Here is a 24,087-nt window from a genome sequence, read left to right as displayed (position 1 = left end):
GGCAGGCGTCACAGCGCGCGCAGCGCCTCGTATCCGCCGACGACGTCGGTCGCCCGGTGCAGGCCGAGTTGCTGGAGCGCGGCCGCCGCAAGGCTCGAGGTGTATCCCTGCGAACACAGGATGATCCAGCGGACATCGTGGTCGACGGCCTCGGGGATGTGGGCATCGCTTGCCGGGTCGCACCGCCACTCGAGGACATTGCGTTCGATGACCAGGGCCCCGTCCGCCTCACCTTCGATCGCACGCTGGGCGGCGGGCCGGATGTCGACGAGGACGCCGCCCGCGGCGAGCTCACCGGCGACCTCATGTGCCTCGAGCCGCTGCAGTCGCTCGCGTGCCTCGAGCAGGAGGTCGTCGATCGTGGGCATGGGGGTCACTCCGGTTCGTCCGTCAGTTCGGTGCGTGTCCGGCGCAATCTACCGTGATCGGTCACGTCGTAGAAGGACATCGCGGTCAACGGGGGCGAGTACGCATGCACGCTGAGAGTGGGTGTGTGGGTCGTCTCGGCCGCCGCGGCATCAGAGGAGACCGACGACAGATCGTGTCGCTGGACGTCGTGTACCCAGCCCAGGGGAAAGGCGGCCTGATCGCCGGCGGTGAGGACTCGCAGCGCGAGGTCCTTTCCGGTCCATCGGTACTCCCGCAACGATCCGGACAGCACGGTCAGCGCACCGAGTGATCCCGCGTGATCGTGCAACTCCGTCGACCGATCCGGGGTCCAGCTGATCAGCCACAGATCGAGGTCGTCGTTCGTCTCGAGACGTGTCGCCCACCGCTCGACGGGATCCCAGCGATCCGGCAGGAGATGATCGTAGGTGCCGTCGAGAACGTCGGCGACGCCCTGATCGGTGATGCGCAGCAGGTCGGCCGGACGCAGCCGGGTCGGTAGGTGTCCGGGGCGGACATGGGCGGGTTCGAAGCGGGAATCGGTGCGGCGCAGAGAGGTGGTCATCGGGGATACTCCGAGTCGTGGGGGACGGGTGTCAGGGCCTGGGACCCGGACACATCTCGCCCGACCATCCGTCGACTCGTTGGCGCTCGGTCACGCAGTCCACCTTCGCGCCGGCGACGAGAGGTGTCGAGAATTGCACGCGGGGTGATCGCAACGGTCGACCTGGTGTGATCCGCGTTACCCCCGCCACGATCCGAGGGGGGAGGATTCGATCAGCGGCGACCACGACCGATAGGCTGGTCTGCGGACACGTGTGTGCGAACGACCCGACGAGCCGGGGGCGCCGCCCGGTCCGCGATCAGGCGCGTCCAGCCCACGCGCCGTCCCGGCGACGACCCCGCGACAGCGATCGTCTCCGGCCCGCGAGTTTTGCAGCGAAGGAGAGTGTGGTGACCTACATCATCGCGGAGCCTTGTGTCGATGTCCTGGACAAGGCCTGCGTCGAGGAATGCCCGGTGGACTGCATCTACGAGGGCGGACGGATGCTCTACATCCAGCCCGACGAGTGCGTCGACTGCGGTGCCTGCGAGCCGGTGTGCCCGGTCGAGGCGATCTTCTACGAGGATGATGTGCCCGACGACTGGGAACCGTACGTCAGCGCGAACGCCGACTTCTTCGACGATCTGGGCTCGCCGGGCGGTGCGAGCAAGGTGGGCAAGACCGATGCCGATCCCGCCTTCATCAAGGGTCTGCCGCCCATGAACGACGAGGAATGATCTGACGCCGTGAGCACGTCAGGATTCGCGACACGTCGACGCGTCAGCGGGCTCCTGCCCGACTTCCCGTGGGACACCATCGGTGACGCGCGGGCCCGTGCGACCGCGCATCCGGGCGGCATCGTCGACCTCTCGGTCGGGACCCCGGTCGATCCCGTCGACCCGGTGATCCGTGACGCACTCACCGCGTCGTCGGAGTTCCCGGGATATCCGACGACCATCGGCACGACAGAGCTGCGGACCGCAGCCGTCTCGGCGTTGAGCCGCCGGCACGGCGTGACCGGTCTGGACGAATCCGGCATCTTGCCGGTGATCGGCACCAAGGAGGCCATCGCCGGCATCGTGTCGACACTCGGCATCGGGACCGGCGAGACCGTCGTGATCCCCGAGATCGCTTATCCGACCTATGAAGTCGGTGCCATCCTGGCCGGCGCGACCCCGGTGCGGGCCGATTCGACGGTGCAGTTGGGGCCGAGCGCCCCCGCCCTGATGTTCCTGAACTCGCCGTCGAATCCGACGGGCAAGGTCCTCGGCATCGATCACCTCCGCAAGGTGATCGGGTGGGCGCGGGAGCGCGGCACCATCGTCGTGTCCGACGAGTGCTACCTCGGGCTCGCCTGGGACTCCGAGGCCTTCTCGATACTGGATCCCCGGGTCAGCGACGGCGACCACACCGGGCTCATCGCCGTGCACTCGCTGTCGAAGGTGTCGAATCTCGCGTCGTACCGGGCAGGCTTCCTCGCCGGCGACCGCGACCTCATCGCCGAACTGCTCGCCGTACGCAAACATGCAGGGATGATCGTGCCGTTCCCCATCCAGGGAGCGATGGTCGCCGCCCTCGACGACGACGCGCACGCCCGTGCCCAGGCCGAACGCTACCGTGACCGACGGGCGAAACTTCTCGCCGCGGTCACCGCCGCCGGATTCCGCGTCGACGATTCCGAGGCAGGCCTGTACCTGTGGGCGACACGCGAGGAGGACAGCCGCTCGACCCTCGACTGGCTGGCCGACCGCGGCATCCTCGCGGCGCCCGGGGACTTCTACGGTCCACGGGGAGTCCGGCACGTCCGGATGGCACTGACCGCGACGGACGAGCGGATCGCCGCCGCGGCCGAGCGACTGGGCGGATGATCCGGGTCGGGCGCAGAGCCCGACCCAGGACCCTCGCCGACCTCAGTTGTGCTTGTGCAGCGCCTCGTTCAGGGCGATGCCGTCGCCCTTCCACGGCACGACCTCGACGGCGCCGGTGAGACTGTTGCGACGGAACAGCAGGTTCGACTGACCGGCGAGGTCACGCGCCTTCACCGACGAACCGTCCGGCCCGGTCACCTTCGTGCCGGCCGTCACATACAGACCGGCCTCGACCACACAGTCGTCGCCGAGCGGGATACCGCATCCGGAGTTCGCACCGAGCAGACAGCGCTTGCCCAGCGAGATGATCTCCTTGCCACCGCCGGACAGGGTGCCCATCGTCGACGCGCCACCACCGATGTCTGAGCCGTCGCCGACGACGACACCCGCCGAGATCCGGCCCTCGACCATCGACGACCCCAGGGTGCCGGCGTTGTAGTTGACGAAGCCCTCGTGCATCACGGTCGTCCCCGGAGCGAGGTGGGCCCCGAGACGGACCCGGTCGGCGTCACCGATCCGGACACCGCCCGGCAGAACGTAATCCACCATGCGCGGGAACTTGTCGATGCTGTAGACGGTGACCGGACCGCGGGCGCGCAGTCGGGCACGCGTCGCCTCGAATCCGTCGATCGGGCACGGTCCGTGATTGGTCCACACCACGTTGGAGAGCAATCCGAAGATGCCCTCGAGATTCGTCCCGTGTGGCGCGACGAGTCGGTGGGAGAGCAGATGCAGGCGGAGATAGACGTCGTAGGCGTCCTCGGGTGCCGCCGACAGGTCCGAGATCGATGTGCGGATGGCGACCGTCTTCACCCCGCGGGCGGCATCGGCGCCGACGAGATCGCGGAGCGAACTGGGCACGTCGTCGCCGTCGAGGGTCACCGTCTCCGTCCGGGCGGGACTGTCGAGTTCGAGGTCCGGGAACCACACGTCGAGGACCACCCCGGGATCGGCCGACCCCCCGTTGGTCACCGTGGCAATTCCGGTTGCGTAAGCGCCATTCGTCGTCACGGGAGCACAGCCTACCGGGATCGGGGAATACTCGAATCCGTGACCATCCTGAGGAGAACGCGGGCCGAGAGCGGCACCGTCTGGCGTGCGCGCCGCGCCGCGGGAGAGTCGACCGTCCTGCCCGACGGTTGTATGGACCTCATCTGGACCGGCCGCGAGGTGCTGATCGCCGGGCCCGACACCGTCCCCTACCGTCACCGGTCCCGAGGCCCGGAGACGATGGTCGGCCTCCGACTCCCGCCCGGTACGGTCCCGGTCGTCCTCGGTGTCCCGGCCGATGTCCTGCGGGACCGACGCGTGACACTCGACGACATCTGGACGCCGGGCCGGGCGCGCCGCTGGGGTGATCTGTTGGCCGCGGCGGACGATCCGGCGGCCGTCCTGCGCGAACTGGCGAGCATCCGGACATGGGAGGCTCCGGCATGGCTGGGGGCTGCCGCCGCAGCGCTGGGCGCGGGCCATCGGATCGACGAGTGCGCCGACCGGTTGAGCATGACCCCGCGCACCCTGCACCGGCAGTCGTCGCGCTACTTCGGCTACGGCCCGAAGACCCTGCAGCGGATCCTGCGGATGCGTGCGGCCCTCGACGACCTGACGGCGGGTGTCGACCCGGCCGACGTCGCCGCGTGGCACGGATACGCCGACCAACCGCACCTGCATCGCGAGGTGGTGGCGCTGACCGGACGCACCCCGGCGTCCTTCCACCCGCCGTCGAACGATCGATGACGTCGGATCAGGCCAGCGCGCAATAGAAGTCGACCGGGTTGTCGTCGGGGTCGAGGATGACCGCGTACCGCTGGCCCCACACCGCGTCGAACGGTTCGCGGTGCGAGCGGTATCCGGCGGCGACGAGCTCGGCGTGCTGCGCGTCGACGGCCTCGGCAGTCGGGCACTCGAACGCGAGCGCCATCCGGTGACCTCCGGCGGGCTCACTCCAGTCCGGTGTGAACGACGCGACGATCTCGCGGGTGTCGAACAGGACCCGCAGCCCTCCGACGACCGCTTCCGCGTGGGGTGCGTCCTGCGCTCCGTCGGCGAATCCGAGCCCGCATCGGCGGTAGAACCCGACGGTCTCGGCCATGTCCCGGACGACGATCGACAGTGCATTGAGGACGGGACCGGCCGTGCGGCCGGGAACGTCCCCGTCGGAGGGGCCAGTGTTGGTGTCAGTGGTGTCAGAACTCATGACTCGACGCTAATGCGCGTCACACGTGGCGTCTTGAACGTTTCGGACACCGACCGACACCGGGTCCCTGGCACGTCCGGGGCGGTCCCGGCGATCGAGCCGGCGACGGAGCCGCGAGCGGTACCGTGAAGTCCACGTCCGATCCGATTCTCGAGGAGGCGCACACATGATCCGAGGTATGCACGCGATGTTCTATTCGTCGGAGGATCAGGCGCTGCGGGAGTTCCTCCGCGACAAGCTCGCGCTACCGGGTTCCGACACCGGTGGCGGCTGGTGGATCTTCGATGCTCCCGAAGCCGATCTCGGCGTACATCCGACCGAACATGACAGGCCTCCGTCGGGAACCGCGGACATCTCGTTCTACTGCGACAGTATCGAGGAGACCGTCGCGGAACTGACCGCACGGGGCGTCGAGTTCACCCGTCCCGTCGAGGACCACGGGTACGGGCTGGTCACCTATTTCGCGGCGCCCGGTGGTTTCGAGATCCAGCTCTACCAACCCCGGTACCAGAAGGGGTGATCACCAGCACCCGGCCGGTCGGCACGATCAGACCGGGGTCATGTCGCGCGGCGTCGCATCGCGCGCCCGGCTCAGCGGGCGCGCGCGTTACCGTGTGACGGTGACGACGCCAACCCTGGACCTGCACGCCGATCCCGTCGATCTGACGGCCGCGCTGGTCGACATCGAGAGCGAATCCCGCGACGAGACGATCATCGCCGACGCGGTGGAGAACGCCTTGCGCTCGCAGACAAGCGGTTTCGAGATCGTCCGGCACGGAAACCGGGTCCTCGCGCGCACCGATCGGGGACTCGACAGCCGGGTGATCCTTGCCGGCCACCTCGACACGGTGCCCGTCGTAGGCAACCTCCCGCACCGGCGCAGCGTCGACGACGGCGAGGGCGAGATGTTGCACGGCTGCGGCACGGTCGACATGAAATCGGGGGACGCGGTCTTCCTGCATCTCGCCGCCACGATGGCCCGGCCGGCCCACGATCTGACGTTGATCTTCTACGACTGTGAGGAGATCGCCGCGAAGTACAACGGACTCGGTGCCATCGAACGTGAGCTTCCCGAGTGGCTGCACGGTGACGTCGCCATCCTCGGCGAGCCGACCGCCGGTCTCATCGAGGCCGGATGCCAGGGAACGATGCGGGTGCGTCTGTCGACCCGCGGCGTGCGCGCTCACTCGGCTCGATCGTGGATGGGGGACAACGCGATCCACAAACTCGGCGACGTCCTCACCACCCTGGCCGCCTACGTCCCGCGGACGGTCGACATCGACGGCTGCGAGTATCGCGAGGGGTTGTCGGCGGTGGGGATCGACGGCGGGGTCGCCGGGAATGTCGTCCCCGATGCGGCTCACGTCGACGTGAACTTCCGGTTCGCGCCCGACCGCAGCGTCGAGCAGGCCACCGACCATGTCCGCGAGGTGTTCGCCGCGCAACTCGCCGGCGGCGAGGTCGACTTCACGGTCACCGACTCCGCGCCCGGAGCGCTTCCGGGCCTGTCGAATCCGGCCGCGGCCGCATTGGTGGCGGCGGCCGACGGGCAGTTCCGCGCGAAGTACGGATGGACGGACGTATCCCGCTTCTCCGCGCTCGGCGTGCCGGCGGTCAATCTCGGGCCGGGAGACCCGAACCTGGCTCACCGGGTGGACGAACGGGTCCCGGTGGCGCAGATCGGTCAGGTCGCCGACCTGCTGCGTGCGTTCCTGTCCGCATAGCCGTTAGCGTGATGGCCATGTCATCCGCGACCTCCGACGACGAAACCGGCCGCCATCGCGCCGGCGAACCGCCCACGACCGATCGGTCCGGCGCCGTCCGCGACGACGATCCGTCGTCCGCCGGATCAGATCTCGAGACCTGCTACGTCGGTCCCGTCCGCGTGCGCCGCGAGGCAGGGGAGGCGAGCCAGACGACCGACCGACGACTGCTGGAGTGGGTCGATCCCCGCGATCAGGACCTGCGTGCGGAGCGCACCATGCGGGATTCGTGGCGCGTGCTGCGGATCCAGTCGGAGTTCGTCGCGGGATTCGACGCGATGAGCGAGGTCGCCGAGGCGGTCACCGTGTTCGGTTCGGCCCGCCTCGTACCGGGCAGCGCCGACTACGACCTCTCCGTGCGCCTCGGGCGGGCGCTGGGTGAGGCCGGGTACGCCGTCATCACCGGCGGCGGGCCGGGCGCGATGGAGGCGGCCAACCGCGGGGCCTGGGACGCGGGTGCGCGGTCCATCGGTCTGAACATCGAGCTGCCCTTCGAACAGCACCTCAACGAGTGGGTCGACGTCGGCATGCACTTCCGCTACTTCTTCGTCCGCAAGACCATGTTCGTGAAGTACGCGCAGGCCTTCGTCTGCCTCCCTGGCGGCTTCGGCACGCTCGACGAGATGTTCGAGGCACTCACGCTGGTGCAGACCAAGAAGGTGGTCCGGTTCCCGATCGTGTTGATCGGGCGTGATCACTGGGCCGGACTGATCGGCTGGATGCGGGACGTGTTGCTGACCAAGGGCATGATCTCACCCGACGACCTCGACCTCCTCCACCTCGTCGACGAACCGTCCGAGGCCGTGGACATCATCGCCGCGGCGGCCGCGGGACGCGGTGGTCGATGAGCGCGATCTGCGTCTACTGCGCATCCGGGCCGGTGGATCGTCGGTTCCTCGACCTGGCCGCGCAACTCGGCACCGGACTCGCCGAAAGCGGTCACACCGTCGTCTCCGGGGGCGGAAACGTGTCGATGATGGGCGCGCTCGCCGAGGCCGCACGCGCCGCCGGCGGACCGACGGTCGGGATCATCCCGCGTGCACTGATGGAGCGTGAGGTCGCCGATCTCGGTGCGGACGAGCTGGTGGTCACGGAGACGATGCGTGAACGCAAACGCCAGATGGACGAACGCGCCGACGGATTCATCACCCTGCCCGGGGGCATCGGCACACTCGAGGAGTTGTTCGAGACCTGGACGGCCGGCTACCTGGGCATGCATGACAAACCCGTGGTCCTCCTCGACCCCTTCGGTTTCTACGAACCGCTCCTGGGATGGCTGCAGGAGCTGCGGGGTCAGGGCTTCGTCGCGCAGCGCGCCCTCGATCGGTTGCATGTGGCGGATTCGGTGCCTCTGGCCATCGAGCTTGCTACTGCTCGGTAAGGTAGGGCGCACAGTGCGCCAACGCGCGTTGTCAGACGGGTCTTCAGCAGCGGAAGCACGAAGGAAGCGGAGTAGATCTGATGCCGAGCAGTGACACCCACGGCGACACCAAGCAAGCGACGGCCGTCGGGCTCACCGACCTCATCCGCGGCGTGATCAAGATGGCGCCCTCTGCGCCGAGCATGATCAAGCACGCGCCCGGACTCATCCATCGTCCGCCGGAGGCCAAGCGGACCATCGGCTCCATCTTCCAGAAGCACGCCGGTGCCCATCCCGACCGTCCGTTCATCCGGTTCGAGGGCCGATCGCTGACGTACGGCGAGGTCAACCGGCGCGTCAACCGCTTTGCGGCGCTGCTGAGCGAGGACGGGGTCGGCAAAGGTGACGTCGTCGCGATCCTGTCGAAGAACAACCCGACCGATCTGATGGTGATGCTCGCGACCGTCAAACTGGGTGCGGTCGCCGGCATGCTGAACTACAACCAGCGCGGAAAGGTCATGGCGCACAGCGTGTCCCTGCTCGACGCGAAGGTGCTCATCCACGACCCGGACTGCGTCGAGGGATTCGAGTCGATCCCGGTCGAGTCGCGCCCGCCGCACGTCTACGACTTCGCCGAGCTCGACGCGGCCGCCGAGGGGCGATCGGAGGAGAATCCCGCGGTGACCGCGACGCTTCCGGCGTCGACGAAGGCGTTCTACATCTTCACCTCCGGGACCACCGGGATGCCCAAGGCGAGCGTGATGAGCCACAACCGCTGGTTCGCGAATCTCTCCGGCATCGGCGGTCTCGCGGTCCGCCTGCGGCACAGCGACACCATGTATGTCCCGCTGCCGCTCTACCACAACAACGCCCTGTCGGTGTCCCTCGGCTCTGTCCTCGCCTCCGGCGCGTGCATCGCGATCGGGCGGTCGTTCTCCGCGTCGAAATTCTGGGACGACGTCATCCTCAACCGCGCGACCGCGTTCTGCTACATCGGCGAACTCTGCCGCTATCTGCTCGCCCAACCGGAGAAGCCGACCGACCGGCAACACGCGGTCAAGGTGATCATCGGCAACGGCATGCGTCCCGAGATCTGGGACGAGTTCTCCGAGCGGTTCGGCATCGAGCGGATCGTCGAGTTCTACGGCGCCAGCGAACTCAACCTTGCCTTCGTCAACGCTTTCAGCGTCAAGCGCACCGCCGGGTTCTGTCCGCTGCCCTACAAGATCGTCGAGTACGACGATCACGGTGAGCCCCGTCGAGACGAGCAGGGGCGGTTGACCGAGGTCGCCAAGGGCGGGACCGGACTGCTCATCGCCGAGATCAGCGAGCGTGTGCCGCTCGACGGCTACACCGATGCCGAGGCCACCGAGAAGAAGGTCATCCGAGACGCCTTCACCGACGGCGATGCCTACTTCAACTCCGGCGACCTCGTCCGTGATCAGGGATTCGCGCACATCGCATTCGTCGACCGACTCGGGGACACCTTCCGGTGGAAGGGCGAGAACGTCGCGACGACCGAGGTGGAGGCGGCCCTCGACTCGTTCCCGGCGGTCGCGCAATCGGTCGCCTACGGCGTCGAGATCGAGAAGGCCGACGGCAAGGCCGGTATGGGTGCGATCAAGATCCGCGACGGTGAGGACCTCGATCCGAAGGCGCTCGCCGACCACCTGTACGGGCACCTGCCCTCATACGCCGTCCCGTTGTTCGTGCGCGTGGTCGAGGACTTCGAGCAGACGTCGACCTTCAAGAATCGCAAGGTCGAACTCCGCGAGGAGGGATACACCAAGGCCGGTGACGATGCGGTGTACGTCCTCGCCGGGCGCGACAAGGGTTTCGTCGACTACTACGACGACTATCCGGCGGATGTGGCGAACGCGAAGGCGCCGAAGGGCTGAGCCGCTCCGGTCGGCCGGGTGCCGTGCGCGGCGGCGGTGAGTGTCCTGCCGGTCGAGTAGGCGACGAGCGCAGCGGGCCGTGAGTGTCCTGCCGGTCGAGTAGGCGACGAGCGCAGCGGGCCGTGAGTGTCCTGCCGGTCGAGTAGGCGACGAGCGCAGCGAGGAGCCGTATCGAGACCTCGTTACGCTGGGTGCCATGCTCTCGACGCTGTGCGGCCGACCGGTTGCCACCGACCGTGCGCTGGTCATGGCCATCGTCAACCGGACCCCCGACTCGTTCTACGACCGGGGTGCGAGTTTTGGCGACACGGCCGCCCAGTCGCGCATCGACCAGGTCGTCGCCGAGGGCGCCGACATCGTCGACATCGGCGGCGTCAAGGCCGGCCCGGGTGACGAGGTCGACGCCACGACCGAGAGCGATCGCGTCGTACCGATGATCGCGTGGATTCGCGAGAAGTACCCGGAGGTCCTGATCAGCGTCGACACCTGGCGGTCCGAGGTGGCCGAACGGGCGTGCGTGGCGGGTGCGGACCTCATCAACGACACGTGGGCGGGCGCCGATCCGGATCTGGTGAAGGTGGCCGCGGCGCGACGCGCCGGAATCGTGTGTTCGCACACCGGCGGCGCAGTCGTCCGCACCCGTCCGCATCGGGTCGCCTACGACGACGTGGTCGCCGATGTGGTCGAGTCGCTGACTGCGGCGGCCGCCCGAGCGCTCGATGCGGGTGTGTCGCGTGACTCGATCGTGATCGACCCGACACATGATTTTGGCAAGAACACCCACCACGGGCTCGCCTTGTTACGCCAGGTGAACGTTCTTGTTAATACCGGCTGGCCAGTGCTGATGGCGCTGAGCAACAAGGACTTCGTAGGGGAGACTCTGGGTGTGGATCTCGACGAACGGCTGGAGGGCACCCTCGCCGCGACAGCTCTGAGCGCCGCCGCCGGCGCGCGGATCTTTCGCGTTCATGAGGTTGCCGCCACCCGACGCGTGGTCGACATGGTTGCTGCCATCGCGGGGACACGACCTCCCGCCCGAACAATCAGGGGACTCGCATGACCGATCAGGTACGTCGAACCCACCAGCAAGCTCGAGCCGCCCGCACCGGCGGGCGCAAGGCCACCGTCTCCAACAACCGGGACAAGACGACGATCTGGCCCACCGCCGCGGACACCGTCGGCACGCGGCAGCGGTGGGCGGCCACCAACACGTGGGAGCAGCCCGACTGGACCATCGAGGAACTCGTCGCGGCCAAGGCCGGCCGGACCGTCTCGGTCGTGCTGCCCGCGCTCAACGAAGAGGAGACGGTCGCCGACGTCATCGCGACGATCCGGCCGCTGTACGGCACCCTCGTCGACGAACTGATCGTCCTCGACTCCGGGTCCACCGACGCCACCGCCGAACGAGCCGAGGCCGCAGGCGCGACGGTCATCAGTCGCGAGCAGGCGGTCCCCGAACTCGAACCGGTCAAGGGCAAAGGTGAGGTCCTGTGGCGTTCGATCGCGGTGACCACCGGTGACATCATCGCGTTCGTCGACTCCGACCTCATCGACCCGGACCCGATGTTCGTGCCGAAGATGCTCGGACCGTTGCTGATCGATCCCCGAATCCAGTTGGTGAAGGGTTACTACCGACGTCCGTTGCGGACCGGTGGCCAGCACGACGCCAACGGCGGTGGCCGCGTCACCGAGCTCGTCGCACGTCCACTGCTGGCGTCGCAGCGGCCCGACCTGACCGGCGTGCTGCAACCGCTCGGCGGCGAATACGCCGGTACCCGGGAACTGTTGTCGTCGGTGCCTTTCGCGCCCGGATACGGGGTCGAGATCGGCCTGCTGATCGACACGTTCGACCGGTACGGGCTCGACGGCATCGGGCAGGTCAACCTCGGTGTGCGGACCCACCGCAACCGTCCGCTGATCGAACTCGGTGTGATGAGTCGGCAGATCGTCGGTACGTTGATGCGGCGCTGCGGCATCGACGATTCCGGCGTCGGGCTGACCCAGTTCACCGCAGAACCCGACGGCTCCTTCACGCCGCACACGACCGAGGTCTACCTCGAGGACCGTCCGCCGATGAACACCATCCGGGCAACGGAATCCGGCGACGAGGAGATGGCCTCCTGACCGACCCGCGCTGACGCGGTGCCGTCCGCGATGACGGCCGGCGCGGTCTGCCACTATGGGTCGCATGCAGACGATGCTGCTGTACCTGCTGATCATGGCCGTGGTGGTGGCCGTGGTGTTCGCCGTGGTCTGGTTCGTCTTCGGACGCGGCGAGGATCTGCCGCCGCTCGAGAGGGGCACCACCCCGACACGTCTGCCGCGGGCCGGGATCACCGGGGCCGACGTGCGGGCGGTCACCTTCACGCAGACCTTCCGGGGGTACTCGACCGGCGAGGTCGACTGGGTCGTCGAGAAGCTCGCCCGTGAACTCGACGAACTGCGCGGCGTCGTCCGCGATCTCCAGGACCGGGCGCTCGAGGACGGTGGCGTGACGGATTCGTCGACGTCGCAGGCCGACGCCGGAGGGGACACCCAGGGCGGTTCGTGACACGACGGCGTCACGTGCGCGACGGTCACAAGCGGTGCAACACGTATCATTGTCGTGGCACCTGCTGCATTTCCGACCGATGCGCGGGTGTCATCCACACGGTGTGGCGAACGCTCTGGAAGGAGTTCGAGAATGGCGGCAATGAAGCCACGTACTGGGGACGGCCCCCTCGAAGCGGCCAAGGAAGGACGTGGAATCGTTGTCCGGATTCCGATCGAAGGCGGTGGACGGCTCGTCGTCGAACTGACCGCGGACGAAGCGGCAGCCCTCGGTGAGGAACTGCGCGGGGTCACCGGCTGAATCGGGAGAGCACCTCTGCGGGGCCGCTGACCGCAGTCGAATCGGTTCTGCGGTGTCCGGTCTGTGCCGACGATCTCGTGGTTGCCGCCGACCACCGGTCGCTCGTCTGCACCGCATCACATCGTTTCGACATCGCCCGGCAGGGCTATGTGTCCCTGACCGATGGCCGACCGGGACAGCATCTCTCGGACACCGCACCGATGGTCGCCGCGCGGCGACGGGTCCATGCGTGCGGATTCTTCGATCCCGTCGCCACCGCGGTCGCGCATGCCGTGCAGCGGACCGCCACCACCGACCGCCCGAACGTCGTCGCCGACGCCGGGGCCGGCACCGGCCACTATCTCGCCACCGCCCTCGACGGGGATGATCGACTGCGCGGGCTGGGAATCGATCTCTCCAAGTACTGCGCCCGTGCTGTCGCGCGATGTCACCCGCGCGCCGCGGCCCTCGTCGCCGACGTCTGGCGTCCGTGGCCGATACGCACCGCGTCGGTCGGGGTCGTGTTGTCGATCTTCTCGCCCCGCAACATCGACGAATTCGCCCGCGTCCTGCACCCGGGGGGAACCCTGGTCGTCGTGACGCCGCGGCCCGATCATCTCGCCGAGATCGTCGGGCCGATGGGCATGTTGGAGGTCGGCGCGGACAAGGACACCCGTCTGCGGATGGCCACCGCGGCACACTTCGACCTCGTCGACCACACCGACCTCCGCCTCGCGCGTGGCCTCGACGCCGCGCTCGTGGCCGACGTGGTCGCCATGGGGCCGTCGGCATTCCATCGATCGGCCGGCGACATCCTGGCCGACGCCGAGACTCTGGCCGCGGCATCCGGCGGACACCTCGACGTCACGGTATCGGTGGGCGTCAGCGTCTTTCGGCCCCGGGGCGCCGGACAATCGGCGTCCATGTCGACCTCGGCGCCGGCCTAGCGCAGTGTTGCCCGATAGACCTCGAGGGTCTGCTCGGCGATCGACGACCACGAGAACTCGGCTTCGGCACGCTCGCGTCCGGCACGGCCCATGACCGCTGCCGCCGCGGGGTCGCCGACGACGGCGTTGACAGCCTGGGCGAGACCGTCCTCGAAGCCCCGCGGATCGACGGGGTCGTAGGGGACCAGGCGCCCGGTGACCCCGTCCCGGACGACCTCGGGGATACCGCCGACCTCGGACGCCACGACCGCGGTGTCGCAGGCCATCGCCTCGAGATTGACGATGCCGAGCGGCTCGTATACCGAGGGGCAGAGAAAAACGGTTGCGGCTGTGAGGATCTCGCGGATTCGCGGTTGGGGGAGCATCTCGCGGATCCAGTACACACCGTCACGTGCGGCCGACAGCTCGGTGACCGCGGCGTCGATCTCGGCACCGATCTCCGGCGTGTCCGGCGCTCCGGCGCACAGGACCAGTTGGATCTCCGGTGCGAACTGATGCGCGGCCGCGACGAGATGGGCGACACCCTTCTGTCGGGTGATGCGTCCGACGAACGCGACGACCGGCCGGTCCGGGTCCACGCCGAGTGCCCGCAGGGTCGATTCATCGCCGAACGGATCGTCGACCGGATACCACATCGTCGTGTCGATGCCGTTGCGCACCACGTGGACTCGCTCGGGCTCGACGCGCGGGTAGGTGTTGCACACATCCGTGCGCATCCCCGCGCTGACCGCGATGACGGCATCGGCGTACTCGACCGCATTGCGCTCCACCCAGCTCGAGACGCGATATCCGCCGCCGAGTTGCTCGGCCTTCCACGGCCGGCTCGGTTCCAGGGAGTGTGCGGTCAGCACGTGAGGGACGCCGTGCAGCTGTGCGGCGAGGTGGCCGGCCAGTCCCGTGTACCAGGTGTGCGAATGCACCAGGTCGGCCCCGTCGGAACCCACCGCCATCCGGAGGTCCGCGGACAACGTCGTGATCGCCGCGTTGGCGCCGGCGAGTCCCGGATCCGGTTGGTAGACGTGCGCGGTGTCGCGGTCGGCGCCCATACAGTGCACGTCGACGGTCGTGAGGGCCCGCAGGTGCCGCACCAGTTCCGTGACGTGTACCCCGGCACCGCCGTACACCTCGGGTGGATACTCCCGTGTCATCATCGCCACCCTCATGGTCAACGACGCTAACGTCATCGCTCCGAGTTCGCCAACGATGGTGGAAACTCGCCCCTCCGGAGGGCGCATTCACCTAGCCGCGGCGGTGGATGCCGGTTAAGTTGGGGGAGTGAGATCACAGCCGCACGTGCTCGGAATGGTCCTCGCAGGCGGCGAGGGGAAACGGCTCTACCCCTTGACGATGGACCGGGCGAAACCGGCGGTCCCGTTCGGCGGCTCCTACCGCCTCGTCGACTTCGTGCTGTCCAATCTCGTCAACGCCGGATACGAACGCATCTGTGTGCTCACGCAATACAAGTCGCACTCACTGGACCGGCACATCTCGCAGACCTGGTTCTCGGCCGGCTTCCACGGCGAGTACATCACGCCGGTGCCGGCCCAGCAGCGTCTCGGCCCGCGCTGGTACACCGGCAGCGCCGACGCGATCTTCCAGTCGATGAACCTGATCACCGACGAGGAGCCCGAGTACATCGTGGTGTTCGGCGCCGACAACGTGTACCGGATGGATCCGTCGCAGATGGTGGAGGCCCACATCGACTCGGGCGCCGACGTCACCGTGGCCGGAATCCGTGTGCCGCGCGCGGAGGCGACCGCGTTCGGCTGCATCGACTCCGACGCGTCGGGACGGATCACCCGGTTCCTGGAGAAGCCCGCCGACCCGCCGGGTACGCCGGACGACCCCGACGTCACCTTCGCCTCGATGGGCAACTACGTGTTCACGACCGAGGCCCTCGTGGACGCCATCCGGTCGGATGCCGCCGACGCCGACTCCGACCACGACATGGGTGGCGACATCATCCCTGGGTTCGTCGATCGGAACTCGGCGTTCGTCTACGACTTCAAGGACAACGAGGTCCCCGGCGCCACCGAGCGCGACAAGGGGTACTGGCGTGATGTGGGGACGCTCGACGCCTTCTACGACGCCCACATGGACCTCGTGTCGGTGCACCCGGTGTTCAACCTCTACAACCGCCGCTGGCCCATCCGCGGCGAGACCGTCAACCTGCCGCCGGCGAAGTTCGTCCAGGGCGGGACGGCCGAGGACTCGGTGGTCGGTGCGGGGAGCATCATCTCCTCGGGCACCGTGAGCAACTCCGTGCTGTCGGCGAACGTGGTGATCGAGGACGGTGCCATCGTCGACGGCAGTGTGCTGATGCCCGGCGTCCGCGTCGCCAAGGGAGCCGTCGTCCGGCACGCGATCCTGGACAAGAACGTCCACGTCGGCGAGGGCGTCCAGGTGGGGGTGGACCCGGAGGTCGACCGCGAGCGCTTCTCCATCAGCGGTGGCGGAGTCGTCTGCGTCGGCAAGGGAATCCGCGTCTGAGCGGACCGCCGCCCGACATCGGTGGGAACGTCAGCGGGCGGTGTCCTTGCCGGCCGCCAGACCGAGGGCGATGAGCGCGGAGACATTGTCCCTGTCGGTGTTCTCCGGGAGCCCGTCGACCGGCCACCAGGCGAGATCGACGGATTCGTCACTGCGCACGATCGTCGGTGGTGAGCCGTCGGCGGTCGGCTCGGTGACCGCTGCGAACCGAACATCGAGGTGCCGGGTCGGCACGCCCAGCGAGCACGTGATCGGGTGGGTGTGCAGATGCACCGGACCGGTCGACAGCACCAGCCCGGGGATCCCCGACTCCTCCCGTGCTTCGCGCACGGCCGCGTCCGCGATCGTGTCGTCGGTCTCCTCGCAGTGGCCGCCGAGCTGAATCCACTTGCCCACACGGGGATGCAGCGTCAACAGCACGTGCTCGAGGGTGGCGTCGAAGACGATGGCCGACGCCGTGATGTGTCCCGGCTCGCTCGCGCGTGCGCAGGCCTGCGGCGCGGCGTCGAGGAACGCGAGGTAGGTGTGGCGCAACGAGTCCTGTTCGGCGTCGGGGGCCGACCAGGTGCGCAGCGCCGTGATGGTCGACGCGTGCAGGGAGTCGATGCTCATCGCTCGATCACCAGACCCTCGGTGGTCGCCGGCGGGCGCAGGCCGACGGTCTCGTCGGCCGGACGGCCGATCGCGATCGCGCCCAGCGGTTCCCACCGCGCATCGAGATCCAGGACCTCCCTGACCACCTCCGGGGCGAAGATGGTCGAGCCGATCCAGCAACTGCCCACCCCGCGCACCGACAGCGCGACCAGCAGAGCGTTGACCGCACCACCGGCCGCGACCGTGAACATCGTGTGCTCGGCTGCCGTGCGACGCGCGTCCGGATAGTCGTGGGCACCATCGGGAACGAGGAACGGGATCACCAGTTCCGGTGCGTCATAGAGGATCTGGCCGCGTCGCAGTCGCTTCTCGATCGACTCGGGAGTCTTCGCGTCGTCCTGCAGGTCGGCACGCCACGCCTGTGACATCGCGTCGAGCAGGCGGACGCGGCGCTCGCCGGACCGGACGCGGACGAAGCGGACCGGATGGGTGTGATGGGGTGCCGGTGCGGTCAGGGCGTCGGCGAAGGCCGCAGCCATGGTGTCGTCGTCGATCGTCTCCGGGGCGAATGTGCGGATCGACCGCCGGGTCAGGAGGGCCTCGCGTCGCCCCTGCTCGACGGCCTCCGCGCTGCCCATCCGGAACAGGTCCTCCTGCGCCGGCCGGATGAGATCGGCGGCCCGTGAGCCGTCGTCGACGGGACGCAATCCGCGGACGACCGCGATCGGTACACCGGCGAGCTTGCCCTTCACGAGATCGGCGGCCGCGGCGATCTCGTCGGCGACGGCGATGTCGGTGACGATCAGCGGATTGCCGTAGGAGTCCACGGAGCCGTCGTACGGATGCGAGACGGCGATCCCGGCGGAGCCGATCGCCACGTCGGTCTGGCCGTTGCGCCAGGCGCGGCCCATCGTGTCGGTGACGATCACCGCGACATCGAGGCCCGCGACGTCCCGCACGCGCGCGCGCAACCGTGCGGCGCTGCCGTCCGGGTCGATCGGGAGCAGCGCAAGTCGGTCGGAGGCGATGTTCGAGCCGTCGACGCCGGCCGCAGCCTGCACGAGACCGATGCGGTTCTCGGTGATGAGGGTGCGGTTCTTGCGTGCGAGGACGCGAACCGACTCCTGATCGACCAGTGACCGACGCAGTGCGTCGCGCTCGTCGGGATCCGACGGTGCGGTCACCATACGGCCCTCGGTCTTGGAGAAGATCTTGCTCGTCACCACGACGACGTCGCCATCGGCGAGCCACGGTGCGGCCGCGAGGAGTTCGGCGGCGATGTCGGAACCCTCGTCGAACTCACCGAGGCCGGTGACGGGTCGGATCTCGATGTCGCCGTCCGCGCGGTGATCAGCCGATCGGCCCGCGGTGTGCTCCGCCCGGCCCTGTCGCCCCGCGGTCACGACGGTCGCCCGGGGTTCGCGCCGACGTTGCGGTCGGGTGTGGCGACGCCGACCAGCGCGCACGCGTCTCGCACCATCTGGGCCGTCACCGTCGGGTCGCTCATCAGCAGCGGTGCCGAACCGATCGCGATGCCGTCGACCGCGGCGTGGTCACCGTCGGCGATCAGCCACCCGTCGAGGATGCCGTTGGCACTCCGGGCGCCGTAGTGTGCCGCGATGGCCTCGGCGGAGGTCTCCACGCCGATGACCGAGAGACATTCGTCGGCCATCCCGCGCAGCGGCCGGTTGTCGATGACCGGCGAGATGCCCACGACCGGAGCCGAGGTCGTGCGCAACGCGCTGCGGACCCCGGGCACACTCACGATCGCCCCGATACTGACGACCGGATTGCTGGGTGCCACGAGGACGACGTCGGCCTCGGCGATCGCGTCCTCGACACCGGGGGCGGTGCGGGTGTCGTCGGAGCCGACCTGGGCGAAACCGAAGGTGGGGATCTGTGCACGGTGGCGTACCCACCATTCCTGGAAGTGGATGGCGACCTGCTCGCCGTCCTCGCCGCCGGGTTTGGATACCACCACGTGGGTCTCGTGACGGTCGTCGGTGACCGGGATCAACCTCACTCCTGGCTGCCATCGGCGGCACAGCGCTGCCGTGACGTCGGAGAGCCGATACCCGGCATCGAGCATCTGGGTGCGGATGAGATGGGTCGCGAGGTCGCGGTCACCGAGTCCGAACCAATCGGGATCGGCGCCGTAGGCGGCCAATTCCTCCTTGGCGTGCCAGGTCTCGCCGACGCGGCCCCATCCCCGCTCGCGGTCGATGCCGCCACCGAGGGTGTACATGCAGGTGTCGAGATCGGGACAGATCCGGACACCGTGCATCCACGCGTCGTCGCCGACGTTGACGATCGCGGTGACCTCGTGTTGTCGGTCATCCGGATGATTCGCACCCCGATCCGACGAATCGTCCGATCCCCGTTCGGCAGGGTCGGGAAAGGGCGTGGGCCCGAGCAATTCCCGGACACCGGACAGGAAGCGGGCGCCACCGACGCCACCGACGAGGACCGTCACTTTCACCTTGTTCACTGTAGTGATCGAGCCGAGGGGTGCCTCCGGCGCGGTCGTTGCGCCTGTTGTGGGTGGTCACGCAGGCTTGCGCACCGGGCGGCGGCGCGGACGCCGGCGGATTGGCTACCATAGGTGGCGCTCTCGGGGGAGGGGATCGCAGATCTGTGACTTTGCTGATGTCCGCAACCCCGTGCCGTGTCGAGACCGAGTGTTCCGGATGAGTGATGGTATTAAGGAATCTTTCGCTTTAACTTGACCGCAGTGGTCCATCACGTGTGTAATCACATCAGTGTCATTCTGAGTTTGAGATCGAGAACTGATGGAGCGCAAGGCTTTCGATCATTTGTTCGAATGGCTCAGTGGGTGAGGTACCCGGACACACGGTGAAGATCGATGGTGTGGGCAGAACAGGTGGGGCGGCATGGTTGCCGCGGACACCGATGACTGGAACTGACAGACTTCTCGAGCTAGGAGGCGCCGACGATGGCTTTTGAGAACCCGATCGGCAATCCCCTTGAACCACGCAACTTTTCCGATCCCCGCAGCTCTGCCGACTCGACTGACCGTGCCGAAGAATTGGCCGGCGCCGACGTGGGTGCGAATCACCTTGGCTTGTTGGGTGATTCGCTGATGAAGCCGAATGTGGGCGGCGGCACTCCCGAACCGGTCGGTAATTCCCCGTGGACTCAAGGTCGGCATCTTTCCTTGGTGCCCAACGACTTCGACGACCTCTTCGAGGCCGTCGAAGAGCAATGGCAGGATCGTGCCCTGTGTGCGCAGACCGACCCCGAGGCGTTCTTCCCCGAGAAGGGCGGATCGACCCGGGAGGCCAAGCGGATATGCCAGGGATGCGAGGTGAAGTCGGAGTGCCTGGAGTACGCGTTGCACAACGACGAGCGCTTCGGCATCTGGGGCGGTCTCTCCGAGCGTGAGCGTCGTCGTCTCAAGCGCGGCATCATCTGAGTTCGACGCCCGGCTGGCTCCCGGGCATCCCGGGTTCGGCGGCGCGAGGAGATCGCGGAACGCGAGCTGTGGTCGGTCAGGTCCGAGCCGGCGTGCGTGGCGGAATCACTCGGGTCCGCGGTCGATGGTGTCCTCGTCGACGCCGAGGTGTGTGGCCACCTGCTGCACCAGCACCTCGTGCACCAGTTCCAACAGATCGGCACCTCGCCGCGCGCGGATCTCCAGCGGCCGGCGGAACAGGATGATCTGGGCGCGGGTGGGCTGGCCGTGCAGATCCACACCGGCCGGGATGAGCCGCGCCAACGGCACGGCCCCGTCGGCGGTCACCTCATCGGGCCACTGGATGGACTCCGGATCCTTGGGCAACATGCGCGGGATGTCGTCGACCGCGATGTCGAGACCGGCCAGCCGATCGTGCCAGCGGGTGTCGATCTCCGCGAAGGCCTCCAGCGCGATGCCGTCGAACGAATCGGCGCGACTGGTGAACGCCGGAACGGTCTGGGGCAGCAACGGCGCCCGGAGCCCACGCCCACGCCGGTCCCGCAGACGTGCTGGTCGTGTCGTCCGACGAAGGGTCGTGGCCCGCGGATCGGGCCCCCGGCCGCGGCCGTCCGGCAGACGCTGATCGCCACCCCGGCCCCGCGGGTCCGATGCGCGACCTCGCGGGTCGTCGGCGCGACCGCGGGACGGCCGGGGTGGATCAAAACGCATGACGAGAGTGTAGGTAGTCGTCGGCGAGATGTCTCGTGTGAGGTGCGTTTGGTGTGCGCGCGCGTGTCGCCGACTGTGCAGACCGGCGGCTGGGGATAACCTCATCAGCGTGAAGCTTCCCCGACAGTGCTGCAGGCCCGGCTGCGCCCGTTCCGCGGTGGCTACCCTGACCTTCGTCTACGCCGAGTCGACGGCGGTGATCGGTCCGCTGGCCAGTAGCGCCGAGCCGCACTCCTGGGATCTCTGCGAGGACCATGCGCGTCGCATCACCGTTCCGCGCGGCTGGGAGATGCTGCGCAGTGAGCGCGGATTCTCGGCACCGGTCGCCGAGGACTACGAATTGACCGCGCTCGCGGAGGCGGTCCGCGAGGTCGGCGGGGCCGACCGGGTCGAGGTGGCCCCGGGGTTCCCTGATCTGTTCGACGGGCTCGAGGACGCCCCGGCAGGCCGTCATCGCGCGGCCCGTGGCAACGCCCAGGGAGCCGAGTCCTCGTCTCGGGGCGACGATGCGCCGCGACGGCCGTCGTCGGCGGCGCGGCCTCGACCGGGTCGTCGTGGGCACCTGCGCGTCCTGCCCGATCCCATTGACTGACTCTCGACGAGACCGTCCACTCGGCCGACGCCCTGATCGCCCGTATACCGTGGCGGCCGTCTGCGCACGGACCCGGCCGCGTGGCTAGGGTGGATGTCATGCGAACCGGTGCCCCCGACCTCGACGATGTCGAGGAGCTGATCGCCGCCGACGTGGACGGGCTGCTCCCGTCGGTGGCCCTGGCCGGGGCGCAGGTCCGATCCGTCGCCGAGGCCCGCCGCGAAGGCGTTCTCGAACCGCTCACGCAGCTGCGTCCACGTAGCGTCGTCATCGTCTGTGGATCGTCCGGCTCGGCATCGCAGGCGGCACAGCTCGTCACCGCCGCGGTCAGCGCGCGCATCGACGTGCCGATCGTCTCCGCCCCCGCCCTGCCGGGTTGGATCGGACCGCTCGACGTCGTCGTGCTCGCCGGAGACGACGCGGGGGACCGGGTGCTCGCCGATGCCGCGGCCCGATCCGTGCGCAGGCGTGCCGAGGTCGTGGTGGCGGTGCCGATCGAGGGGCCGCTGCGAGATGCTCTGGGCGGCAGCGGGATCGATCTGTCGCCCCGTGTGTCCGTCGACTCGAGATTCCGCTTTCCCGGCTTCGTCGCCGCCCTGCTCGCCGTGTTCGTGTCGCTCACCCAGGTCAGGTTCACCGGCCGCATCCCCGACGTCGGCGACCTCGCCGATGCACTCGACGGGGAGGCGGGCGCCAACCATCCGGCCAACGAGAGTTTCCACAACCACGCGAAGACCCTGGCGGCACGACTCGAGGACCGGCCGGCCGTCTGGGTGGGCGATACCCCGGGGACCTCGGTCATCGCCGGTCAGGCCGCCCGAGCGCTGATCGCCGTCGCCGGCACGATCGGTGCCGTGGCCGAGGTCGGCGACGTTGCCCGCATCGTGCGCGAATGGTCTGAACGCACCGGTTCGGCGCCGTCGGATTCGATCTTCCACGATCCGGAGATCGACGGCCCGGCGGGAGAGGCCCCGCCGCGGGTCTTCGTCGTCAGCGCCCCGCGACGGGAGTTGTTCGCCCGGCGCCATTTCGACGCGATCGGTGATGTCGACGTCCTCATCGGTGCGACGGACGAGGAGACGGTCGGCGGCACGCCGGAACGGACGCCCGAGGACCCGTCCGGCGACGCGCCCGACGACCTGACGTCGTTGTTGCTCCTGACGTTGCGCATCGAGATGGCCGCCGTGTATCTCCGGCTGATCAGGACCTGAGGTGATGAGGACTCTCGACGGTGTGGTGCGGCCCTATGCCTGGGGATCGCGCACCGCGATCGCCTCGTTGCGCGGCAAGGCGGTGCCGTCACCGCACCCCGAGGCCGAACTGTGGTTCGGCGCCCATCCGGCGGGCCCGGCGGTGTGCGTGGGCGCCGACGGTGACTCCGACAGCGATCTCCTCACCGCCATCGACTCCGATCAGATCGGGATGCTCGGGGAACGTACGGTGGCCTCCTTCGAGGGGCGCCTGCCGTTCCTGATGAAGATCCTGGCCGCCGAGGAGCCGCTGTCTCTGCAGGCGCACCCGAGCTCGGAACAGGCGCGCGAGGGCTTCGATCGCGAGAACGCCCAGGGTCTGCGCATCGACGCGGCCGATCGCAACTATCGGGACCCGTGGCACAAACCGGAACTCATCGTCGCGCTGACGGACTTCGAGGCGCTGGCCGGCTTCCGCGATCCGCGTGTCACCGTCGAGCTGCTTCGTGAGCTGCAGGTCAGCGAACTCGATCCGTACCTGGGAATGCTTGCCGGTCAACCGGATTCAGAAGGTCTCCGCGCCCTGTTCACCACCTGGCTGACGCTGCCGGACGCAAGTATCGCCACTCTGGTCCCGGCGGTGCTGACCGGGGCGGTCGACCTGCTCGGTGGCGGTGACGGCCGCTTCACCGCCGAGCTGCGTACGGTCCTCGAACTCGGCGAGGTGTATCCCCGGGACCCGGGAGTCCTGGCGTCACTGCTGCTCAATCGCATCCACCTCGAGCCCGGTGAAGGTCTGTATCTGCCGGCGGGGAACTTGCACGCGTACCTTCGCGGGACCGGCGTGGAGATCATGGCGAACTCCGACAATGTCCTGCGCGGTGGACTGACGCCCAAACACATCGATGTGCCGGAACTGCTGCGGGTGCTCGACTTCACGCCCGCCGACGTCGCCGACATCACGCCGCGGATCCGCACGGTCGGCGCCGAACGGATCTACCTGACCCCCGCGCCCGAGTTCCGCCTCTCCCGGGTGGAGCTCGACGGGACCGGACTCCTGTACGCGTCGTCGATCTGCTTCGACATGCCCGGTCCGCAGATCCTCACGGTGCTGCAGGGCTCGATCGACGTCCGCCCGGCCGGTGGCCATCCGATCAGTGTGCGGGCCGGTCAGGCGATCTGGATCGGCGACGACGAGCCCGACGTCGTGGTGCATGCGACGGCATCGCGGGCCGTGTTCTTCCGCGCTCTGGTCCCGGTGGCGTCCGACTGACACCGGGGTG

27 protein-coding genes are annotated in these 24,087 nt (G+C 68.5%); 18 read left to right on the top strand and 9 right to left on the bottom strand.

Annotation, left to right across the window (positions count from 1 at the left end):
• Positions 1 to 8: 8 nt before the first annotated feature.
• The gene (locus EEB19_RS04345) at positions 9 to 368 is read right to left on the bottom strand and encodes a rhodanese-like domain-containing protein (protein ID WP_187583529.1); all 360 of its coding nucleotides are present in this window, start codon (positions 366 to 368) and stop codon (positions 9 to 11) included.
• Positions 369 to 373: 5 nt separating this feature from the next.
• Positions 374 to 952 (bottom strand): cysteine dioxygenase, encoded by a 579-nt coding sequence (locus EEB19_RS04340; protein WP_187583527.1) that lies wholly within the window; start codon positions 950 to 952, stop codon positions 374 to 376.
• A 386-nt stretch (positions 953 to 1,338) separates the two neighbouring features.
• Between EEB19_RS04340 and fdxA the strand changes: the two genes are divergently transcribed.
• Both fdxA and dapC read left to right on the top strand, forming a co-directional pair.
• Positions 1,339 to 1,668, top strand: coding sequence for a ferredoxin (fdxA, locus tag EEB19_RS04335; RefSeq protein ID WP_187583524.1), 330 nt, complete (start codon positions 1,339 to 1,341; stop codon positions 1,666 to 1,668).
• A 9-nt stretch (positions 1,669 to 1,677) separates the two neighbouring features.
• Positions 1,678 to 2,799 (top strand): succinyldiaminopimelate transaminase, encoded by a 1,122-nt coding sequence (gene dapC / locus EEB19_RS04330; protein WP_187583522.1) that lies wholly within the window; start codon positions 1,678 to 1,680, stop codon positions 2,797 to 2,799.
• Between the two features lie 42 nt (positions 2,800 to 2,841).
• On the opposite strand, the gene dapD is transcribed toward dapC, so the two are convergent.
• The gene (gene dapD, locus EEB19_RS04325) at positions 2,842 to 3,810 is read right to left on the bottom strand and encodes a 2,3,4,5-tetrahydropyridine-2,6-dicarboxylate N-succinyltransferase (protein ID WP_187583520.1); all 969 of its coding nucleotides are present in this window, start codon (positions 3,808 to 3,810) and stop codon (positions 2,842 to 2,844) included.
• 39 nt (positions 3,811 to 3,849) lie between these two features.
• Here dapD and EEB19_RS04320 point away from each other — a divergent pair, with 39 nt between their 5' ends.
• Complete coding sequence (locus EEB19_RS04320) at positions 3,850 to 4,536, top strand: helix-turn-helix transcriptional regulator (RefSeq protein ID WP_262365425.1); 687 nt, start codon at positions 3,850 to 3,852, stop codon at positions 4,534 to 4,536.
• A gap of 7 nt (positions 4,537 to 4,543) precedes the next feature.
• On the opposite strand, the gene EEB19_RS04315 is transcribed toward EEB19_RS04320, so the two are convergent.
• Positions 4,544 to 4,996 carry a VOC family protein gene (locus tag EEB19_RS04315; RefSeq protein ID WP_187583518.1) on the bottom strand — a complete coding sequence of 151 codons (453 nt, stop codon included), beginning with the start codon at positions 4,994 to 4,996 and terminating at the stop codon, positions 4,544 to 4,546.
• 166 nt (positions 4,997 to 5,162) lie between these two features.
• Between EEB19_RS04315 and EEB19_RS04310 the strand changes: the two genes are divergently transcribed.
• The 10 genes from EEB19_RS04310 to EEB19_RS04265 all read left to right on the top strand — a co-directional run bounded on the left by EEB19_RS04310 (position 5,163) and on the right by EEB19_RS04265 (position 13,794).
• Positions 5,163 to 5,516 (top strand): VOC family protein, encoded by a 354-nt coding sequence (locus EEB19_RS04310; protein ID WP_187583516.1) that lies wholly within the window; start codon positions 5,163 to 5,165, stop codon positions 5,514 to 5,516.
• A gap of 100 nt (positions 5,517 to 5,616) precedes the next feature.
• The gene (dapE, locus tag EEB19_RS04305; RefSeq protein WP_262365424.1) at positions 5,617 to 6,720 is read left to right on the top strand and encodes a succinyl-diaminopimelate desuccinylase; all 1,104 of its coding nucleotides are present in this window, start codon (positions 5,617 to 5,619) and stop codon (positions 6,718 to 6,720) included.
• Positions 6,721 to 6,737: 17 nt separating this feature from the next.
• Positions 6,738 to 7,607 (top strand): TIGR00730 family Rossman fold protein, encoded by an 870-nt coding sequence (locus EEB19_RS04300; protein ID WP_187583512.1) that lies wholly within the window; start codon positions 6,738 to 6,740, stop codon positions 7,605 to 7,607.
• Positions 7,604 to 8,140, top strand: coding sequence for a TIGR00730 family Rossman fold protein (locus EEB19_RS04295; RefSeq protein WP_187583510.1), 537 nt, complete (start codon positions 7,604 to 7,606; stop codon positions 8,138 to 8,140). Before EEB19_RS04300 ends, EEB19_RS04295 begins: the two co-directional genes overlap by 4 nt.
• An 80-nt stretch (positions 8,141 to 8,220) precedes the next feature.
• The gene (locus tag EEB19_RS04290; protein ID WP_187583508.1) at positions 8,221 to 10,017 is read left to right on the top strand and encodes a long-chain-acyl-CoA synthetase; all 1,797 of its coding nucleotides are present in this window, start codon (positions 8,221 to 8,223) and stop codon (positions 10,015 to 10,017) included.
• 196 nt (positions 10,018 to 10,213) lie between these two features.
• Positions 10,214 to 11,077 carry a dihydropteroate synthase gene (gene folP, locus EEB19_RS04285; protein ID WP_187583506.1) on the top strand — a complete coding sequence of 288 codons (864 nt, stop codon included), beginning with the start codon at positions 10,214 to 10,216 and terminating at the stop codon, positions 11,075 to 11,077.
• The gene (locus EEB19_RS04280) at positions 11,074 to 12,141 is read left to right on the top strand and encodes a glucosyl-3-phosphoglycerate synthase (protein WP_187583504.1); all 1,068 of its coding nucleotides are present in this window, start codon (positions 11,074 to 11,076) and stop codon (positions 12,139 to 12,141) included. The genes folP and EEB19_RS04280 overlap by 4 nt, the downstream gene beginning before the upstream one ends.
• 64 nt (positions 12,142 to 12,205) lie before the next feature.
• The gene (locus tag EEB19_RS04275; RefSeq protein ID WP_187583502.1) at positions 12,206 to 12,568 is read left to right on the top strand and encodes a DivIVA domain-containing protein; all 363 of its coding nucleotides are present in this window, start codon (positions 12,206 to 12,208) and stop codon (positions 12,566 to 12,568) included.
• A 132-nt stretch (positions 12,569 to 12,700) separates the two neighbouring features.
• Positions 12,701 to 12,868: a DUF3117 domain-containing protein gene (locus EEB19_RS04270; RefSeq protein WP_004019232.1), complete on the top strand. Its 168-nt coding sequence runs from the start codon at positions 12,701 to 12,703 to the stop codon at positions 12,866 to 12,868.
• Positions 12,865 to 13,794, top strand: a complete 930-nt coding sequence (locus tag EEB19_RS04265) for a putative RNA methyltransferase (protein ID WP_369074056.1) — start codon at positions 12,865 to 12,867, stop codon at positions 13,792 to 13,794. Before EEB19_RS04270 ends, EEB19_RS04265 begins: the two co-directional genes overlap by 4 nt.
• Here EEB19_RS04265 and glgA read toward each other — a convergent pair.
• Positions 13,791 to 14,957, bottom strand: a complete 1,167-nt coding sequence (gene glgA, locus EEB19_RS04260; RefSeq protein WP_222929920.1) for a glycogen synthase — start codon at positions 14,955 to 14,957, stop codon at positions 13,791 to 13,793. The genes EEB19_RS04265 and glgA overlap by 4 nt on opposite strands.
• A gap of 112 nt (positions 14,958 to 15,069) precedes the next feature.
• Between glgA and glgC the strand changes: the two genes are divergently transcribed.
• Positions 15,070 to 16,284, top strand: a complete 1,215-nt coding sequence (glgC, locus tag EEB19_RS04255) for a glucose-1-phosphate adenylyltransferase (protein WP_187583499.1) — start codon at positions 15,070 to 15,072, stop codon at positions 16,282 to 16,284.
• A 30-nt stretch (positions 16,285 to 16,314) separates the two neighbouring features.
• Here the strand turns inward: glgC and EEB19_RS04250 are convergent, their stop codons facing one another.
• Genes EEB19_RS04250 through cofD form a run of 3 tightly spaced genes read right to left on the bottom strand, consistent with a single transcriptional unit; the run spans position 16,315 to position 19,357 of the window.
• Positions 16,315 to 16,896 (bottom strand): NUDIX hydrolase, encoded by a 582-nt coding sequence (locus tag EEB19_RS04250; protein ID WP_187583497.1) that lies wholly within the window; start codon positions 16,894 to 16,896, stop codon positions 16,315 to 16,317.
• Positions 16,893 to 18,281, bottom strand: a complete 1,389-nt coding sequence (locus EEB19_RS04245) for a coenzyme F420-0:L-glutamate ligase (protein WP_187583495.1) — start codon at positions 18,279 to 18,281, stop codon at positions 16,893 to 16,895. The genes EEB19_RS04250 and EEB19_RS04245 overlap by 4 nt, the downstream gene beginning before the upstream one ends.
• Positions 18,278 to 19,357, bottom strand: a complete 1,080-nt coding sequence (cofD, locus tag EEB19_RS04240) for a 2-phospho-L-lactate transferase (RefSeq protein ID WP_187583492.1) — start codon at positions 19,355 to 19,357, stop codon at positions 18,278 to 18,280. The genes EEB19_RS04245 and cofD overlap by 4 nt, the downstream gene beginning before the upstream one ends.
• 699 nt (positions 19,358 to 20,056) lie before the next feature.
• Between cofD and EEB19_RS04235 the strand changes: the two genes are divergently transcribed.
• Positions 20,057 to 20,311: a WhiB family transcriptional regulator gene (locus EEB19_RS04235; RefSeq protein WP_262365422.1), complete on the top strand. Its 255-nt coding sequence runs from the start codon at positions 20,057 to 20,059 to the stop codon at positions 20,309 to 20,311.
• A 105-nt stretch (positions 20,312 to 20,416) separates the two neighbouring features.
• Here the strand turns inward: EEB19_RS04235 and EEB19_RS04230 are convergent, their stop codons facing one another.
• Positions 20,417 to 21,022 carry a metallopeptidase family protein gene (locus EEB19_RS04230; protein ID WP_187583488.1) on the bottom strand — a complete coding sequence of 202 codons (606 nt, stop codon included), beginning with the start codon at positions 21,020 to 21,022 and terminating at the stop codon, positions 20,417 to 20,419.
• Positions 21,023 to 21,131: 109 nt separating this feature from the next.
• On the opposite strand from EEB19_RS04230, the gene EEB19_RS04225 reads away from it, so the two are divergent.
• The 3 genes from EEB19_RS04225 (at position 21,132) to manA (ending at position 24,077) form a co-directional block, all read left to right on the top strand.
• Entirely contained in the window at positions 21,132 to 21,614 is a 483-nt protein-coding gene (locus EEB19_RS04225) for a DUF3499 domain-containing protein (protein WP_222929919.1), read from the top strand.
• 98 nt (positions 21,615 to 21,712) lie between these two features.
• A complete protein-coding gene (locus tag EEB19_RS04220; RefSeq protein ID WP_187583484.1) occupies positions 21,713 to 22,825 on the top strand; it encodes a hypothetical protein in 1,113 nt (370 codons plus the stop codon).
• A gap of 4 nt (positions 22,826 to 22,829) precedes the next feature.
• On the top strand, positions 22,830 to 24,077 hold the full coding sequence (gene manA / locus EEB19_RS04215) for a mannose-6-phosphate isomerase, class I (RefSeq protein ID WP_187583482.1): 1,248 nt from the start codon (positions 22,830 to 22,832) through the stop codon (positions 24,075 to 24,077).
• The last annotated feature ends 10 nt before the right edge of the window (positions 24,078 to 24,087 follow it).

The organism is Gordonia sp. OPL2 (genome assembly GCF_003797825.1).
In the GTDB taxonomy this organism is placed as follows: Bacteria; Actinomycetota; Actinomycetes; order Mycobacteriales; family Mycobacteriaceae; genus Gordonia.
This window is presented reverse-complemented; position numbering and strand designations above follow the sequence as displayed.

Bases quoted from the DNA above. Each gene is read 5' to 3' on its own strand.
- EEB19_RS04310 (WP_187583516.1), top strand. From the start codon at position 5,163: ATGATCCGAGGTATGCACGCGATGTTCTATTCGTCGGAGGATCAGGCG.
- folP (WP_187583506.1), top strand. From the start codon at position 10,214: ATGCTCTCGACGCTGTGCGGCCGACCGGTTGCCACCGACCGTGCGCTG.
- EEB19_RS04220 (WP_187583484.1), top strand. From the start codon at position 21,713: ATGCGAACCGGTGCCCCCGACCTCGACGATGTCGAGGAGCTGATCGCC.
- EEB19_RS04290 (WP_187583508.1), top strand. From the start codon at position 8,221: ATGCCGAGCAGTGACACCCACGGCGACACCAAGCAAGCGACGGCCGTC.
- EEB19_RS04230 (WP_187583488.1), bottom strand. From the start codon at position 21,022: ATGCGTTTTGATCCACCCCGGCCGTCCCGCGGTCGCGCCGACGACCCG.
- EEB19_RS04315 (WP_187583518.1), bottom strand. From the start codon at position 4,996: ATGAGTTCTGACACCACTGACACCAACACTGGCCCCTCCGACGGGGAC.
- manA (WP_187583482.1), top strand. From the start codon at position 22,830: ATGAGGACTCTCGACGGTGTGGTGCGGCCCTATGCCTGGGGATCGCGC.
- EEB19_RS04250 (WP_187583497.1), bottom strand. From the start codon at position 16,896: ATGAGCATCGACTCCCTGCACGCGTCGACCATCACGGCGCTGCGCACC.
- EEB19_RS04300 (WP_187583512.1), top strand. From the start codon at position 6,738: ATGTCATCCGCGACCTCCGACGACGAAACCGGCCGCCATCGCGCCGGC.
- EEB19_RS04280 (WP_187583504.1), top strand. From the start codon at position 11,074: ATGACCGATCAGGTACGTCGAACCCACCAGCAAGCTCGAGCCGCCCGC.
- EEB19_RS04345 (WP_187583529.1), bottom strand. From the start codon at position 368: ATGCCCACGATCGACGACCTCCTGCTCGAGGCACGCGAGCGACTGCAG.
- EEB19_RS04295 (WP_187583510.1), top strand. From the start codon at position 7,604: ATGAGCGCGATCTGCGTCTACTGCGCATCCGGGCCGGTGGATCGTCGG.
- glgA (WP_222929920.1), bottom strand. From the start codon at position 14,957: ATGAGGGTGGCGATGATGACACGGGAGTATCCACCCGAGGTGTACGGC.
- EEB19_RS04275 (WP_187583502.1), top strand. From the start codon at position 12,206: ATGCAGACGATGCTGCTGTACCTGCTGATCATGGCCGTGGTGGTGGCC.
- EEB19_RS04270 (WP_004019232.1), top strand. From the start codon at position 12,701: ATGGCGGCAATGAAGCCACGTACTGGGGACGGCCCCCTCGAAGCGGCC.
- EEB19_RS04340 (WP_187583527.1), bottom strand. From the start codon at position 952: ATGACCACCTCTCTGCGCCGCACCGATTCCCGCTTCGAACCCGCCCAT.